Origin of the sequence: Novosphingobium chloroacetimidivorans, from assembly GCF_014204535.1 — a bacterium.
Lineage (GTDB): Bacteria > Pseudomonadota > Alphaproteobacteria > Sphingomonadales > Sphingomonadaceae > Novosphingobium > Novosphingobium chloroacetimidivorans.
The window spans coordinates 318,580-331,843 of record NZ_JACHLR010000001.1 but is presented as its reverse complement, the minus strand read 5'-3'; the positions used below and the strand labels follow the sequence as shown (position 1 = coordinate 331,843).

20 protein-coding genes are annotated in these 13,264 nt (G+C 63.6%); 8 read left to right on the top strand and 12 right to left on the bottom strand.

Annotated features, from left to right (window positions below; genetic code table 11):
* Window positions 1–3 precede the first annotated feature (3 nt).
* Entirely contained in the window at window positions 4–1,635 is a 1,632-nt protein-coding gene (pyrG, locus tag HNO88_RS01690) for a CTP synthase (RefSeq protein ID WP_184242122.1), read from the top strand.
* Between the two features lie 54 nt (window positions 1,636–1,689).
* Here the strand turns inward: pyrG and HNO88_RS01685 are convergent, their stop codons facing one another.
* Both HNO88_RS01685 and HNO88_RS01680 read right to left on the bottom strand, forming a co-directional pair.
* A complete protein-coding gene (locus HNO88_RS01685) occupies window positions 1,690–3,228 on the bottom strand; it encodes a hypothetical protein (protein ID WP_184242120.1) in 1,539 nt (512 codons plus the stop codon).
* A gap of 138 nt (window positions 3,229–3,366) precedes the next feature.
* Window positions 3,367–3,840 carry an Hsp20 family protein gene (locus tag HNO88_RS01680; protein WP_184242118.1) on the bottom strand — a complete coding sequence of 158 codons (474 nt, stop codon included), beginning with the start codon at window positions 3,838–3,840 and terminating at the stop codon, window positions 3,367–3,369.
* 166 nt (window positions 3,841–4,006) lie between these two features.
* Here HNO88_RS01680 and grxC point away from each other — a divergent pair, with 166 nt between their 5' ends.
* The 7 genes from grxC (at window position 4,007) to HNO88_RS22625 (ending at window position 7,181) form a co-directional block, all read left to right on the top strand.
* Window positions 4,007–4,267 carry a glutaredoxin 3 gene (gene grxC / locus HNO88_RS01675; protein ID WP_184242116.1) on the top strand — a complete coding sequence of 87 codons (261 nt, stop codon included), beginning with the start codon at window positions 4,007–4,009 and terminating at the stop codon, window positions 4,265–4,267.
* 8 nt (window positions 4,268–4,275) lie between these two features.
* Entirely contained in the window at window positions 4,276–5,091 is an 816-nt protein-coding gene (locus HNO88_RS01670) for a carbon-nitrogen hydrolase family protein (protein ID WP_184242114.1), read from the top strand.
* A 9-nt stretch (window positions 5,092–5,100) separates the two neighbouring features.
* Window positions 5,101–5,607, top strand: a complete 507-nt coding sequence (locus HNO88_RS01665; RefSeq protein WP_184242112.1) for a DUF1178 family protein — start codon at window positions 5,101–5,103, stop codon at window positions 5,605–5,607.
* A 198-nt stretch (window positions 5,608–5,805) separates the two neighbouring features.
* The gene (locus tag HNO88_RS01660; protein WP_184242110.1) at window positions 5,806–6,231 is read left to right on the top strand and encodes a hypothetical protein; all 426 of its coding nucleotides are present in this window, start codon (window positions 5,806–5,808) and stop codon (window positions 6,229–6,231) included.
* Window positions 6,228–6,776, top strand: a complete 549-nt coding sequence (locus HNO88_RS22170) for an XF1762 family protein (protein ID WP_246381085.1) — start codon at window positions 6,228–6,230, stop codon at window positions 6,774–6,776. Before HNO88_RS01660 ends, HNO88_RS22170 begins: the two co-directional genes overlap by 4 nt.
* Window positions 6,773–7,000, top strand: a complete 228-nt coding sequence (locus tag HNO88_RS01650) for a hypothetical protein (protein ID WP_184242108.1) — start codon at window positions 6,773–6,775, stop codon at window positions 6,998–7,000. Before HNO88_RS22170 ends, HNO88_RS01650 begins: the two co-directional genes overlap by 4 nt.
* Before the next feature lie 46 nt (window positions 7,001–7,046).
* The gene (locus tag HNO88_RS22625; RefSeq protein WP_281383968.1) at window positions 7,047–7,181 is read left to right on the top strand and encodes a hypothetical protein; all 135 of its coding nucleotides are present in this window, start codon (window positions 7,047–7,049) and stop codon (window positions 7,179–7,181) included.
* Between the two features lie 439 nt (window positions 7,182–7,620).
* On the opposite strand, the gene HNO88_RS01645 is transcribed toward HNO88_RS22625, so the two are convergent.
* The 10 genes from HNO88_RS01645 to HNO88_RS01600 all read right to left on the bottom strand — a co-directional run bounded on the left by HNO88_RS01645 (window position 7,621) and on the right by HNO88_RS01600 (window position 13,236).
* Window positions 7,621–7,773, bottom strand: a complete 153-nt coding sequence (locus tag HNO88_RS01645) for a hypothetical protein (RefSeq protein WP_184242106.1) — start codon at window positions 7,771–7,773, stop codon at window positions 7,621–7,623.
* Complete coding sequence (locus tag HNO88_RS01640) at window positions 7,770–8,138, bottom strand: hypothetical protein (protein WP_184242104.1); 369 nt, start codon at window positions 8,136–8,138, stop codon at window positions 7,770–7,772. The genes HNO88_RS01645 and HNO88_RS01640 overlap by 4 nt, the downstream gene beginning before the upstream one ends.
* A complete protein-coding gene (locus HNO88_RS01635) occupies window positions 8,135–8,782 on the bottom strand; it encodes a glycoside hydrolase family 108 protein (RefSeq protein WP_184242101.1) in 648 nt (215 codons plus the stop codon). Before HNO88_RS01635 ends, HNO88_RS01640 begins: the two co-directional genes overlap by 4 nt.
* Window positions 8,779–9,210 carry a hypothetical protein gene (locus HNO88_RS01630; protein ID WP_184242099.1) on the bottom strand — a complete coding sequence of 144 codons (432 nt, stop codon included), beginning with the start codon at window positions 9,208–9,210 and terminating at the stop codon, window positions 8,779–8,781. Before HNO88_RS01630 ends, HNO88_RS01635 begins: the two co-directional genes overlap by 4 nt.
* A complete protein-coding gene (locus HNO88_RS01625; RefSeq protein ID WP_184242097.1) occupies window positions 9,200–9,475 on the bottom strand; it encodes a hypothetical protein in 276 nt (91 codons plus the stop codon). The genes HNO88_RS01630 and HNO88_RS01625 overlap by 11 nt, the downstream gene beginning before the upstream one ends.
* A gap of 70 nt (window positions 9,476–9,545) precedes the next feature.
* Window positions 9,546–9,698 (bottom strand): hypothetical protein, encoded by a 153-nt coding sequence (locus HNO88_RS01620; protein WP_184242095.1) that lies wholly within the window; start codon window positions 9,696–9,698, stop codon window positions 9,546–9,548.
* The gene (locus tag HNO88_RS01615) at window positions 9,695–10,006 is read right to left on the bottom strand and encodes a hypothetical protein (RefSeq protein ID WP_184242093.1); all 312 of its coding nucleotides are present in this window, start codon (window positions 10,004–10,006) and stop codon (window positions 9,695–9,697) included. The genes HNO88_RS01620 and HNO88_RS01615 overlap by 4 nt, the downstream gene beginning before the upstream one ends.
* A 233-nt stretch (window positions 10,007–10,239) precedes the next feature.
* The gene (locus HNO88_RS01610) at window positions 10,240–10,455 is read right to left on the bottom strand and encodes a hypothetical protein (RefSeq protein WP_184242091.1); all 216 of its coding nucleotides are present in this window, start codon (window positions 10,453–10,455) and stop codon (window positions 10,240–10,242) included.
* Between the two features lie 22 nt (window positions 10,456–10,477).
* Window positions 10,478–12,784 carry a hypothetical protein gene (locus HNO88_RS01605; RefSeq protein ID WP_184242089.1) on the bottom strand — a complete coding sequence of 769 codons (2,307 nt, stop codon included), beginning with the start codon at window positions 12,782–12,784 and terminating at the stop codon, window positions 10,478–10,480.
* Window positions 12,781–13,236 (bottom strand): hypothetical protein, encoded by a 456-nt coding sequence (locus HNO88_RS01600; RefSeq protein WP_184242087.1) that lies wholly within the window; start codon window positions 13,234–13,236, stop codon window positions 12,781–12,783. The genes HNO88_RS01605 and HNO88_RS01600 overlap by 4 nt, the downstream gene beginning before the upstream one ends.
* Window positions 13,237–13,264: the final 28 nt, after the last annotated feature.

Here is a 13,264-nt window from a genome sequence, read left to right as displayed (position 1 = left end):
CCCATGGCGCGGCACATTTTCATCACCGGCGGCGTGGTTTCCTCGCTGGGCAAGGGCCTCATGGCGGCGAGCCTGGCGGCGCTGTTGCAGGCCCGCGGATTCAAGGTCCGCATCCGCAAGTTCGACCCCTACCTGAACGTCGATCCGGGCACCATGAGCCCGTACCAGCACGGCGAAGTCTACGTCACCGATGACGGCGCCGAAACCGACCTGGATCTTGGCCACTACGAGCGGTTCACCGGTGTTTCGGCCCACCAGGGCGACAACATCACTTCGGGCCGCATCTACCGCGACATCATCGCCAAGGAGCGGCGCGGCGACTACCTGGGCGCAACGGTCCAGGTGATCCCGCACGTCACCGACGCGATCAAGCAGTTCGCGCAGGCCGACACCGAGGACCTCGACTTCGTGCTGTGCGAGATCGGCGGCACCGTCGGCGATATCGAGAGCTTGCCCTTCATCGAAGCCCTGCGCCAGCTGCGCAACGAGCTCGGCCGCGAGCAGACCTGCTTCGTGCATGTGACGCTGGTGCCATACATCGCGGCCGCCGGTGAGTTGAAGACCAAGCCGACCCAGCACTCCGTGCGCGAGCTGACTGGCCTTGGCATCCAGCCCGATATCCTGCTGTGCCGCTGCGAGCGCCCGCTGCCCGAGAACGAGCGCGCCAAGATCGCGCTGTTCTGCAACGTGCGGCGCGAGGCGGTGATCCCCGCGCTCGACGCGCCCAACATCTATTCGGTGCCGTTGCAGTACCATGCCGAGGGGCTCGACGCCGAAGTGCTGCACCACTTCGGTCTCACCGCGCCCGCGCCTCCGCTGGCCCGCTGGACCGAGATCGTCGACCGCTACCAGAACCCCGAGGGCGAAGTGACGATCGGCGTGGTCGGCAAGTATGTCGGCCTGCCGGACGCCTACAAGTCGCTGAACGAAGCACTGGTCCACGGCGGCATCGCCAACAAGGTGAAGGTCCACATCAACTGGATCGACGCCGAGATCTTCGAGCGCGATGACAAGTCCGAGATCGCCGCGCTGCTCGAGCCGATGCACGGCATCCTGGTGCCCGGCGGCTTCGGCGAGCGCGGAACCGAAGGCAAGATCGCCAGCGTCCGCTTTGCGCGCGAGCGGCAGGTGCCGTTCTTCGGCATTTGCCTGGGCATGCAGATGGCCTGCATCGAAGGCGCGCGCGCGGCGGGTATCGCCGATGCCTCGTCCACCGAGTTCGGCGAAACCGACGAGCCGGTGGTCGGTATCATCACCGAATGGATGAGCAAGGACGGCCTGCAGCAGCGCGCCGCCGGTGGCGACCTTGGCGGCACGATGCGCGTCGGCGCCTATCCCGCGCAGCTGACCGGCAACAGCCGTGTCGCCTCGATCTATGGCGCTACGCAGATCTCCGAGCGCCATCGCCACCGCTACGAAGTCAACGGCACCTATCGCGAGGCGCTGGAGGGCAACGGCCTGATCTTCTCCGGCATGTCGCCCGACGGCCTGCTGCCCGAGATCGTCGAGCGGCCGGACCACCCCTGGTTCATCGGCGTGCAGTTCCATCCCGAGCTTAAGAGCAAGCCCTTCGATCCGCACCCGCTGTTCGCCGGGTTCATCAAAGCGGCGGTGCAGCAGGCGCGACTGGTCTGATCGCGTCGGGCGGACAGCCTTGGTCGTAGTGCGGCCCGGGCAAGCCGGGGGATGTCAGCTGTCGCCCTTGCCCGGCGGATCTTCGGACGGCGCTTCCATGCCTTCGCCCTTCCACTTGGGCTCCTTCGCGACACGTTCGATGACCTTGCGCGCCGCTTCGGCCATGGGGCCGCCGTGCGGATTGTAGGCGACGGGCTTCAGGATGATCGCGGCATCCTGGCCCCGTCCTTCGTGCAGCAGCACCATGCCCAGGTTCATCCGCAGCCCCAGGTCGAACGGAGCCAGTTCCACTGCCCGGATCAGCCCGTTGACGGCGAGGGTCGAGGGCTTCTCACCCTGCTCGGCATAGCTGCGGTGATAGTAGATCAGCGGCAGCGGATGATCGTTCTCGATCTTGTTGAGCGCGACAAAAGGTCGACGCGCCGCTGAGTAGGCAGCGGCCGCGTCCTTCGCATCGGCCGCCTGGCGGAACAAGGACAGGCCCTTCTGCACGTAGGCGTTCGTCTGCCGCGGATCGAGCTTGATCGCGGCATCGGCCGCGATGATCGCTTCCTTGTCGTTCCCGGCATCGTGCTCGCACTCGGCAAGTGCCGTCTGCACCGCGGCATCCGCCGGATAGCGGCCGGCGATCTCTCTCGCTTGCGCCAGCAGCTGCTTCGCCTCTTCCGGAGCGACACCCTTTTGCGAACGGATGTGCACAGGCATGATCGCCGCTTCGCCGGGCGAGAGCGCACGAACATGCACGGCGCCGGTCTTGAGCTGCGCGGGGGCAAGCTTCAGCGCCGACATCCGGCCGCGGCTTTGGTAGCGGTCGAGTTCCTTTTCCAGAACGTCGAGGTCGCCGAACGCGCCGGTAGCGGCGTCGCGCGGGCTCTTGCCGGCTGCCAGCAGCTCCGCATAGTGCGTGAACTGGCCTTTGCGGCTCGGCTCGAAGGTCAGGTAATGATAGAGCAGCCAGGACTTCCCGTAGAAGGCATCCTCGACCATCGCGGTCCGCCTGCCGGTGCCGGCGGGATCGAGGACCTCCGACACCTTGACGCCGTTGAAGTAGAAGAGCCCGGCGGCACGGTGGTTGGCCGGTCGTCCGAGCCACATGGACCCGTCGCGATCGAACTGCGCGGAGGCGAAGAACTCGGCACGGCCTTCGTTCATCCAGCGAGGCAGGGCGCCGCCTTCGGACGAGATCATGAAGTGGTGCGCGTATTCGTGAAGGAGCACCAGCATCGACCAGGTGAGCCGTCCGTTCACCGCCTGAACGGCGGGCACGATCGCCATGGATGCGCCTGCGCGGGGCACGTAGAAGCCGGCGACGCTGCTCTTGGCATTGCCGTAAAGCGTGCGCACCTCTCGCTCGTTACGCACGACGTAGACGGTGACGCGGTTGGAGGGGCTGGGGACGGGCAGCGTCGTGTTCGTAACCAACGCGAGCCCCGCGTGGTATTGCTCCAGCTGCCGCGCGAAGGTCGTGATGTCGCGCTCGGTATCGTCGGCGTAGATGACGAAGTGGTCGCTGGACGCCTCATGCCAGGCAGCCTGCGCCGGCGCGCACGAGAGTACGAGCGAGGCCAAAGCCCCTAGAACCGTGAAACGCATCTGCCCCCCGAGCCCCTTCAGGTCGCCGTCAAGGTAGCCGGTAATGCCGCACGATCAAGGCGCAACAAAGCGCCGCGAATCAAAAGGGCGGCCCGGATGGCCTGGACCGCCCCGATCAATTCGCCGATGCTGCTGCGCTTAGGCGGCGGCAGCCTCGGCGCTGTCCTTCTGCCCATCGACGACGGTCAGCGTGTTGCCGCCGATCGCGATCTTCTTGGGCTTCATCGCCTCGGGCACTTCACGCACGAGGTCGATGACGAGCAGGCCATCGGCAAGGTCGGCGTTCGCTACGCGGACATAATCCGCCAGCTCGAAGCGACGCTCGAACCCGCGCTGGGCGATCCCCACGTGCAGGAACTCGCCTTCCGCGCTCTCGTCGGGCTTCTGGCCCTTCACCACCAGCAGGTTGGCCTGTGCGGTGATATCGATGTCGGCGGGCTTGAACCCGGCGACTGCGAGAGTGATGCGATAGGCGTCGCTGCCGCGGCGCTCGATGTTGAAGGGGGGGTACTTATCCCCGCCTTGCACCCGGGCCTGGTTCTCGATCATGTCGAACAGGCGGTCGAAGCCGACCATGGTGCGGCGGTAAGGCGAAAAGTCGATACGGTTCATGACAAAAATCCTCCAATGAGCAATCTTCGTTGTTCATGTGAGGCCCGGGAACCCGGCGCCTCACTGGCGAGCTATCCCCTTGCGGGCGAACACTCGAACGCCAAGATATGGCAGGCGTCACGCGTTTCAAGTGGGTCTGCACAAGCAAAAAAGGACAGTGAGTCAGATGGCTGAGAAGGTCGAGATCTACACCAAGTGGGGCTGCCCGTATTGCGTCGCCGCCAAGTCGCTACTGGACAAGAAGGGCGTGTCCTACGAGGAGTATGACGTGACCATGGGCGGCCCGAAGAAAGCGGAAATGCTGGAGCGCGTGCCGGGCGCGCGCACCGTTCCGCAAATCCTGGTCGGCGACAAGGCGCTCGGCGGCTTCGATGACATCAGCGCGCTCGATGGTCGCGGCGAGCTCGACAGCTTGTTGGGGATTTAACCGATACAATGCCGCGCGCCGCGCTGTTCCAGATGACGACCGGCATCGATCCGGTGGCGAATGCGGCAGCGATCGTCGACGCGATCGCGCAGGCGAAGGCAGGCGGCGCGGCCATGCTGTTCACGCCCGAGATGTCCGGTCTGCTCGATCGCGACCGCAAGCGCGCTGCCGGATCGATCGTGCGCGAGGAGGACGATCGCGTCCTCCTCGCCGTGCGTGAGGGCGCGGCGCGCGAGGGCGTGTGGGTTGCGCTGGGCTCGCTGGCCGTGGCGCGTGAGGATGGGCGATGGGCCAATCGCGCCTTCGTCATCGATGACACCGGCGCGATCGCCGCACGTTACGACAAGATGCACATGTTCGATGTCGACCTTGCGACGGGCGAGTTCTGGCGCGAATCGAACGCCTATGCCGCCGGCGAAAGTGTCGCGACGGTGGAGACGCCGCTGGGCCGGCTGGGCCTGGCGATCTGTTACGACATCCGTTTCCCAGCGCTGTTCGAGGCGCTGGGCCAGGCTCTATGCGACCTGATTGCGATCCCGGCCGCCTTTACCGTGCCAACCGGCGCTGCGCACTGGCACTTGCTCCAGCGCGCAAGGGCCGTGGAGGCGAGCGCCTATGTGCTGGCCGCCGCGCAAGTGGGCCGGCACGAGGACGGGCGCGCCACCTACGGCCACAGCCTGGCGATCGATCCCTGGGGCGAAGTGCTGCTAGACATGGGCGGTGAGGCGCCCGGCATCGGTTTCGCCGAGATCGAGCCTGCGCGGATCGCCGAGGTGCGGTCACAGCTGCCTAGCCTTGCCAACCGCCGCGCGATCGCCAATTAGCCGCGCGCGATGATTGTCTACGATCTGGAATGCCGCGTGGGGGCGCACAAGTTCGAGGGCTGGTTCGGCTCGTCCGACGACTTCTCACGCCAACAGGAGCGCGGGCTGGTCACCTGTCCGCACTGTGGCTCGGCCGACGTCGGCAAGGCGCTGATGGCGCCGAGGGTCGCGCGCAAGGGCAACCAGCTTCCCGAGCCGATACGCGGGATCAAGCCGCGGCGGATGTCGCCCGAGAATGAGGTTCCCGCGCCGGCGCCGGTTGTGTCCGCGCCGCTGCCACCCGAAGCCATGGCACTGATGCACAAGCTGGCGAACATGCAGGCCGAGGCGCTCAAGTCCTCTCGTTTCGTTGGCAATAGCTTCGCCGAGGATGCCCGGGCCATGCACTATGGCGAGCGCGAGGCCGAGACGATCCATGGCCAGGCGACGATCGCGGAAGCCAAGGAGCTGCTGGATGAGGGCATCGCGGTGGCGCCGCTGCCGTTTCCGGTCGTGCCGCCCGAGCAGGCGAACTGAACTAACGATCGCCGATCGACGTGGTGCGCCCGACAGGGGTGCAATATGCCAGTGCAGTCAATGCGTTGGTTTGTCTAGCGGACCTGTTTAGCTCAACGGGAATCCGTCAGTCCCAGCGTTTTTTGGCTAGCAAAAACGGACCGAAGAGAGGGTGCAACCTCGCTCCGGTCCTGGCCACGAACGCGAAAGGACCGCGCCATGGATGACCTGAAATACCGTGCCCGAGAGGATCGGCACAAGCTCCTAATCGACCAGACCGTCGCATCCTTCCCTGGAGTGCAGAAGGCGGGCTTCTGGCCTGCCATGCGGACGCTGTACGAAGAACTCGACCTTGAGTTTCAGAAGTACCCGTTCAACCCCGACGCCTTCAAGGTGGATCGGGAGAGCAAGACTGTCGAGATACACGAAGCTGTGGTCACGCATGCGCCGACAGAGAGGTGCCTGTGCTGCATGGGATGGATCTGGTTCGATCTCGACAACGCTCTGTGGGGGACCAAGCTGTTCCTGCACCGCTACGATCAGGTCACGCCCGCCGAAGTCGATCTGAGCTACTGGTACACGCGCACTCTGCTGGATGACGTGGACGATCCAGGCGCCGATAGCCTTGAGGAGGCTGCGGCATGACGCCCGAAACCGCAGAGTTCTGCGGCTCACAGCATGCGCAGGACGCGCTGTTCACGCACTGTTCCACACATGGCGATGGCACCAGATCCGGCACACCTCGGAAGCTCACGATAGAGCCCCTGCCCTTCGACGAAGCAGCCGCGTTCGTCCGCGAGCATCATCGCCATCACACGCCGCCGCAAGGGCACAAGTTCAGCATTGCAGCTTACGCAGGCGAAGAGATGGTCGGCGTTGTGATCGTGGGCCGTCCTGTCGCCCGCCGACGTGACGATGGCGCGACTTTAGAAGTCACCCGCCTGTGCACCACCGGACACCCGAACGCGTGCTCGTTTCTCTACGGCGCAGCTGCACGGGCAACCTTCGCCCTCGGGTACCGTCGCATCGGCACATACATCCTCAAGCGCGAGCCTGGCACGTCGCTGGTGGCCGCTGGATGGAAGATGATCGCTGAGACGCCGGGTAAGTCGTGGTCGGTTCCCTCTCGCGCCCGTGCCGACAAGCACCCCATCGAGCCCAAGCTTCTATTCGAAAGGACCGCCGCATGAGCGAGATTGACATCAGCACCGAGGAATACCGCACATACACCTATGCGCCTTTCGGCACCTATACGATCCGAAACCCAGTGAAGCTGTTTGTCATGCCAAGCGACGGCACTGAGGATGGGAGCCACCGGGTGATTGACGCGGATGGCGTGACCCACCGGCCTGCAAAAGGTTGGGTAGGCCTCTCATGGAAGGCGAAACCTGACGCACCGGCGTTCGTCGCATGACCGCCCGCCTCTCCACCCTCGCCAGCGAACAGAATGAACCATCAACATGAGCGAGTTCCCCTGGCAGCATAATCAAGGTCACCTTGTGGCTCGGGTGCTGGAAGAAACCGCCGATGAGGTCACGCTCGAGCACCCCGGTGACGTATGGCCTGCCATGATCGACGCCGCCTTGTCCGAGTGAGACTGCCCCGCGCCTACCTGCGGTTTCTTGGTGTGCTGCTGGTGGCGGTGATGCTGATCGAGCTTGCGCGCGGAATCGTGATGTGAGATTCTGCGCATGCTGCGGTGACCCGAGAAGAACGGACGAGGCGACTGAGACTCCGGGCCGGTGAAACTCCGGATAAACCGCAGATGACAGCCGGAAAGACGGTGCTGATCTAGCGCTGGATCAGTTGGCCATGGGGCGTAAGGTATGCCAGCGGTGTAAGACCGCACCCGCGATGGCCGCCAGTTTAGGTTCCCGCTCTGCTTCGGCATCGGGCTTGAGGCGGCACCTGCCTAGCTGGATCGCGACCGGCAAAGTGGTGCGGAGGCAGGCCGCGATGCGCAACAGCGAGGACTTGATCTGAGCACGCCTCTCCAGGCCTTGGAAGCGGGAGCCGGTATAGATTACCCCGCCACTAAATCACATCATCCAGCTTCGTCGCAGCGCCACCGGTCTTCCGGTCGATCACCTTCTTCGCCACATGATCCACGACCTCGGCAGCAGCGGCAGCAGCCTTGCGCTTGCCGAGGATGGGCTTCAGGACGCCGCGCAACAGTTTGCGGATCATGGCTGCTTCTCCAAGGTGACGGTCTCGCCATCGCGCAAGGCGCCATCACCCGTAGTGCCCGCCTGCGCTGCCGCACGCACCGCCCGGAAGGCCTCGCCCGTATTGACCGCCACCTGTTCCTCGCGAGCGTCGGACCGGAACATGGCACCGACGATCAGGCCGACAGGCGGACCAAGCGTGAGCATTGCATCGCGGATCAGGTCAAGGTTGCCATCAGGCACTGCGCCGCTCGCGAAGCGCCAGACCATGACGTAGTAGCCAGCTAAGAAGGCGAACCCGATGAACTGGCGGATGTCGCGCGAGGGCTTGGGCGGACGGTTTGCGGCGCGCTCCCCCGCACGGTCCAGGAACTCCCAAAAATTCATTGCACCATCTCCAGCGCTTCCGCCTCGGTCTCATCGACCCTGCGCAGCCAACCCCGCCCGAAAGTCGAGAAGGTGCCCAGTGAGCGATAATAACCCCGCCGCGCTGCCTGATAGGCCTGCACTGCGGTCCGCTCGCCTTGAGCGGCCACGAAGGCCTGCGCAGCGCTGACGGTCGCAGGGCCGGTCTTGCCGTCCTGCGCGCTGCCCACAAGCGCCTGAAGATAGCGGTTGGCCCGAGCTGGTCCGGCGTTCACCGCGAAGTCGAACACGCACAGGGCAAGGCCCGCAGGCAGGTTATCGCCGGACACCGCATCCCAGTAGTTCTTGCGATAGAGAGGCTTGACCTTCTCTATCGTCAGCGCGCGAATGTCAGCCTTGCTGACGGCGCGTCTCACGTACCCTTCCCACGTGGCCTTGGTGACACCAAGGTTGGTTGCACCGCCAGGGTCCTTTGGGTGATCAACATAGCCGCCTTCGTGCTTTAGGATCACGGCCAAGCAGCGGTCGAAGGTATCGGCTTTGCCATCCACAGGCACGCCAAAAGCGTCAAGCAGATTATCAAGCGCGAGGACGTTGCCGGGATCGCTGAACAAGCCAGGGCGGGCGGCATCACGCACGGCATCAAAGATGGCGGCTCGGGTCATTCCTCGTCCTTCATAGTCGCCTTCGCCTTAGAGACGGCGGCAAGCTCATATTCCCAGATGCCCAGGTCGCCCGTGGTGGCGAGCTTCAGCATGTCGTTTGCCTGCTTGAGGATCGGGTTGTTCGGATCCTTGGCGCGGATGTCGCCGGCCAGCAGCTGGATCGCGTTGACCGCGTAGACGAGCTTCAGTTCAGCCCGGTGCGCCGCAGCGTCAGCGGTGGTCACCTTGCCCTCCAGCACGACAATCCGCTCTCGCAGGTCGTCGAGATCGTCCCGGCGAGCATTGGCGGCAATCTCTTTCAGACGCGGCCACACCTTGACGATCGCTGCCAGTAAGCCGCCAGCGAACAGGCCGTTGAGCACGACCAGCAGGTAAGTCGAGGTCGTCCACCCCTGAATTGCAACCGGGACCACAGGTTCAGTCGCCATGCCTCACCACCTTATACCCTACGATGGCGAGCCAGATTCCTGAGGCCACGCCGGTGACTTGAGCCAGAGGCACTAGAGACGGTGCGAGAAGCGCGGTGGCGGCGAACAGCAGCCGGTTGAACGCCGAAAAGCATGTCGGCAGGCAGAGCAGATCGATATTGCTATGTGCGCCGCCTTTCAGCGCACGAGCCGCACCGGGGCAGAAGGCCACGAACACCGCCGACCAGACCACCAGTGCGAATACCCTCAGTGCGTCCTCGATCATGCCGTTATCTCTCGCCGCAACCCGTCTCGTGAATAGGTGCGCCACATTGCCCGGTGGCGCGCGGGGATGGTCACAGACGATCGTAGTGGCCGGCCATCAGCTTGGCCTGGGTCTTGGGATAGCCGCCCGCACCGGTCGGGCTCTCTGCCTCGCAATCCTTGATGTAGGCATCGTGGCCTGCAGTGCTGAGGGTCTTGATCTTCGCTGCTACACCTGGCTTCATGTTGGTTCTCCTAGGGCACGCGGCCCGGTATTGAGTTGGTAGCCATCAGGGGTTTTCTGCGCGCCTGTCAGTGAGACAAAGCGGCGCATCCGCTCGTTATCTTCGGCTACCTCGAAGTGGACGAGCGTATCTGGGTACTTGCGCCGGAACGCAGTCAGCATAGGCGCGAGACCGGCAGGGGCTTGGACCAGGAGAAAGTCGATGGAGAGGCGCGGCCTGTCCTCCCAATGCAGGAGGCCGCGCAACTCATCGCCTTCGTAGTACGTGATAGCGAAGTCGCGTGTTTCCGTGCGGCCTCGCTTCTTCATGGTACTTCTCCGTGGTTTGCCCAACGTGGGCGGGTGTAATTTCGCTTAAGTGAGAAGGCCGGCTCTACGAATTGCGAGAACAGCGGCTCGCGCGACCCAGTCGCCCCGGAACGACGCCCACTCCTCCATGGTCTGCGGCTTCTTATCCGTCTCCGGATCGAAACCTCGAGGCCAGTCCTCCATGACTTTGATCATGGCATCCCAGAGGGCGTCAGTAGGATCTAACCCGGCAGTCACGCCGCGAGGTTCCCTGCGCGGACCTTGGCGAGTGATGTTCTGACCCGGCTTTTCAGTTTGCGAGCAAGTCCGCCGAGCCGATGCAGAACGTGCTCAATAATAATTGCAGGCAGGATCACTAAGAAGATTGACGCTACGCCAAGCGCCAGTCCACCAGCCAACAGCAGCAATACAATCTTGAATGCGCTAATGATCAAAGTAAGTGCAATCATAAGACGTACTCCATAACCTCGATCATATACCCATCGCCGCCTTAGCCGTGCGGATCTCGGCGGCTTCAAGAACGTGGATGGCGTTGCTCGGGTGCGTGCTATCAGAGGTGGCGTAGTTGTTCGCCCCTGTGACTTTCCACTTGTTCGGATCGGTGCCGCGCCATGATTGGAAGTTGAGGAACGCGGTAATCCGTCCAGCACTGATCTCTGCTGGCAGCAGGGCATAGTATTGCTCGACATTGCCGCCCGCCTGCCAGCCTGGGTTGATTGTCTGCTCCGGTTCCGTAGTCCAGTTGTTAGGCGATGTGCCCCGGGTCTGAGCGCCAAGAGCCAGGATCTTCTCCACGCCCATCTCCTTGAGCTTGGCCCACCACGGCTGCATCTCCGAAAGCATGGCTGCCCCAGTCCTTCCCGTACCAGGGATGCCGAAGCTGTTTGTGAGATGCGCGCCCATCGCGTACCTGCCGAGCGCCATGTAGGGGTGCGTCAGCGTATTGGAGCCGGTGAATTGCTCCACGCTACTGCCGCCAACGGCAAGTGACATATAGGCCTTGTAGCCGGTATTCCCGCTGGCATCACGCAGGGACATGGCGTTGCGGCCGATACCCCAAGGCCCAGCAGTGGAAGTGCTGCCGTTGATGCCCTGGTCGATGCTATCGCCGCCGATGATCCACGTCTCGGGATCGCCGCTGACGAACTTGCCGAAGATGTTCGGACGATAGCCAGAGGCGCGGGCAAACTTGCCGTTCTCGTAGGTCCCTGCGGTCGTGGCCGGAGAGGTCGTCGCCGCGTTCAGCGCATAGGTGAATGTCCGAGCTGTCCCGTCTACCGCCGTAACCCGCTTCGTGAGGTTGTAGGCATTGGGCGAAGCGCCCGAGATTGTGACAAGCTGGCCGACTACCGGAAGCGGATCAGTACCGTTCACCTGGACCGTAGCCACAGTACCCGATGAGGTTAGACTGACAGGGGTGTACTTCGTGAATGTGAACACGCCCGCGCTGTCGAAGTTTGTCGGGAGGCCTAGTGGACTGGTTGGGTTGAACCAGAACGCCTCATTGTTGGTGGTGTCGTTCGCCACCTGAACGGTCTGCGACGTAGGCACTCGCGTACCGTTCGCGGTCCCATCAGGCGACTTGACCCAGCCCTTCAGGAGGATGAGAGTTTCGAGCGTGAACTTTGTCGCGCCAAACTGCGAAGGCAGCAGCTTGTCGATATAGAGGAAGTTGGCCCCGGAAGGCACCACGATGGTGTTGCTGCCGTTCTGCGTGCATCGCACGGCAACGCCGTTATAGATCGCGTACAGGATCGGGATGGTCAGCTCAGGTACGTTCGTCTGAGCGCCGTTGTTCGAGTACCAGCCATGAAGGTTGATGTTGGTCTCACTGACATCGCCGGACCCGATAGGATACCCCCAGCGGAACGCGTGAGCCTCACCAGTCACGCTATCGCCGCTGTCAGCCGCTTGCCCGATCATGTTGGCCGTGATGGTGCGCATCGCAGAGCCTGAGGCCGCCGCCGTCACAAACCCCGGCCCCGTCAGAATCGCACTATCGTTCAGCGCCGCGTCCCTATGCAGCCAGTGCGTGTAATACTGAGTGGCGGCGGTTAGGCCGGTGATGTTGACGGTCTGCGCGCCAGTGGCCGAGACCGACTGAATGCCGCTGAGCACCGAGCCAGACCCGTTCTTGAGGTTTGCGACCGTTGGCGGCGTGTTGGACGTGGACAAGTACCAGTAGAGGCTACCGTTGCCCTCGTTCGTGGTAACGCCGACCGTAGCCGTGGTCTGGCCCGTCTGCGTGCCGGTGGCGTTGGAGAGCGTTGGGGCGGTGGTGTCTCCAGGCGTAGGCGTTGGGCTTGGGGTGGGGGTTACGCCGGGAACGCCAGGCTGAGGCACAGTCAGCCGATCCACAGCCTTGAGATTCAGCGTGACCGGCTGCGAAGTCAGCAGGCCATCGCCAGACGTGGCGACCAAGGTAATCGGATAGATGGTGCCATTTACGCCTGCATTGGCGCCAATGACCAGCGACCGCCCACTAGCCGACAATGCAAGCTGAGCGGGCACGACGCCCTGCGTGGCGTAAGTCGTGAAGCCGCGACCTTGTCCTGCGAACGGGTTGCTCAACGCAGTGACGAAGGAGCCGGCGGGCGCGCTGGTGCTGAACGTGGCCGCCAGCGCTCGGAACGCCTGCGCACCAGACGGCACGTAGTTGGCTGCCGATTCAATGTAGTCGTCGGCGATCCCGACCGCCCGCAGCGCGCTTTCATCCGCGCCGAAGTAGAGCGTACCGGCGTTCTGCCCGTTGTGCGGCTTGAGTAGGCGAACGGTCATACGTCACTCCTGGCGACTGCGATGATAGAGAAGCGCGTGCCGACTACGGACGCAGCGAAGAGGTTGAAGACGCTGCCGAGCAGGAGCGTCACTAAGTTTTGGGGAACGGTTTGAGCCTTCCACACACGGAGGGTGCAGCCGGTGAAGTCAGTAGCCAAAGCATTCGGCAGCAGCGTGGTAGGCCCTTTGGTCCACGCGATGACCTTGGACTGCGTAGGTTGAGCCGATGCCGCTGTATCGCCAGCGGCAGGCGTGGTGGTGCTGGCCGTGGGCGGCAGCTCCTCGTAAACAATACCGGGCTCGTTGAGGAACGGGCGCGTAAATTCGACCGCAACCGTATTGCCGCTCGCGATCGTGGTGACGGTGGTGCTGGTTAGACGCGGGTGCTGATGGTCTTCCAGAGCGTAGCGCGAGGTTGCTGTTCCGACTGCGGCGCCAGTCTTCTCAGCCATCGGCGCCATATTCGCTGGCTGCGGGATG

Bases quoted from the DNA above. Each gene is read 5' to 3' on its own strand.
- pyrG (WP_184242122.1), top strand. From the start codon at position 4: ATGGCGCGGCACATTTTCATCACCGGCGGCGTGGTTTCCTCGCTGGGC.
- HNO88_RS01685 (WP_184242120.1), bottom strand. From the start codon at position 3,228: ATGCGTTTCACGGTTCTAGGGGCTTTGGCCTCGCTCGTACTCTCGTGC.
- HNO88_RS01680 (WP_184242118.1), bottom strand. From the start codon at position 3,840: ATGAACCGTATCGACTTTTCGCCTTACCGCCGCACCATGGTCGGCTTC.
- grxC (WP_184242116.1), top strand. From the start codon at position 4,007: ATGGCTGAGAAGGTCGAGATCTACACCAAGTGGGGCTGCCCGTATTGC.
- HNO88_RS01670 (WP_184242114.1), top strand. From the start codon at position 4,276: ATGCCGCGCGCCGCGCTGTTCCAGATGACGACCGGCATCGATCCGGTG.
- HNO88_RS01665 (WP_184242112.1), top strand. From the start codon at position 5,101: ATGATTGTCTACGATCTGGAATGCCGCGTGGGGGCGCACAAGTTCGAG.
- HNO88_RS01660 (WP_184242110.1), top strand. From the start codon at position 5,806: ATGGATGACCTGAAATACCGTGCCCGAGAGGATCGGCACAAGCTCCTA.
- HNO88_RS22170 (WP_246381085.1), top strand. From the start codon at position 6,228: ATGACGCCCGAAACCGCAGAGTTCTGCGGCTCACAGCATGCGCAGGAC.
- HNO88_RS01650 (WP_184242108.1), top strand. From the start codon at position 6,773: ATGAGCGAGATTGACATCAGCACCGAGGAATACCGCACATACACCTAT.
- HNO88_RS22625 (WP_281383968.1), top strand. From the start codon at position 7,047: ATGAGCGAGTTCCCCTGGCAGCATAATCAAGGTCACCTTGTGGCTCGG.
- HNO88_RS01645 (WP_184242106.1), bottom strand. From the start codon at position 7,773: ATGATCCGCAAACTGTTGCGCGGCGTCCTGAAGCCCATCCTCGGCAAG.
- HNO88_RS01640 (WP_184242104.1), bottom strand. From the start codon at position 8,138: ATGAATTTTTGGGAGTTCCTGGACCGTGCGGGGGAGCGCGCCGCAAAC.
- HNO88_RS01635 (WP_184242101.1), bottom strand. From the start codon at position 8,782: ATGACCCGAGCCGCCATCTTTGATGCCGTGCGTGATGCCGCCCGCCCT.
- HNO88_RS01630 (WP_184242099.1), bottom strand. From the start codon at position 9,210: ATGGCGACTGAACCTGTGGTCCCGGTTGCAATTCAGGGGTGGACGACC.
- HNO88_RS01625 (WP_184242097.1), bottom strand. From the start codon at position 9,475: ATGATCGAGGACGCACTGAGGGTATTCGCACTGGTGGTCTGGTCGGCG.
- HNO88_RS01620 (WP_184242095.1), bottom strand. From the start codon at position 9,698: ATGAAGCCAGGTGTAGCAGCGAAGATCAAGACCCTCAGCACTGCAGGC.
- HNO88_RS01615 (WP_184242093.1), bottom strand. From the start codon at position 10,006: ATGAAGAAGCGAGGCCGCACGGAAACACGCGACTTCGCTATCACGTAC.
- HNO88_RS01610 (WP_184242091.1), bottom strand. From the start codon at position 10,455: ATGATTGCACTTACTTTGATCATTAGCGCATTCAAGATTGTATTGCTG.
- HNO88_RS01605 (WP_184242089.1), bottom strand. From the start codon at position 12,784: ATGACCGTTCGCCTACTCAAGCCGCACAACGGGCAGAACGCCGGTACG.
- HNO88_RS01600 (WP_184242087.1), bottom strand. From the start codon at position 13,236: ATGGCTGAGAAGACTGGCGCCGCAGTCGGAACAGCAACCTCGCGCTAC.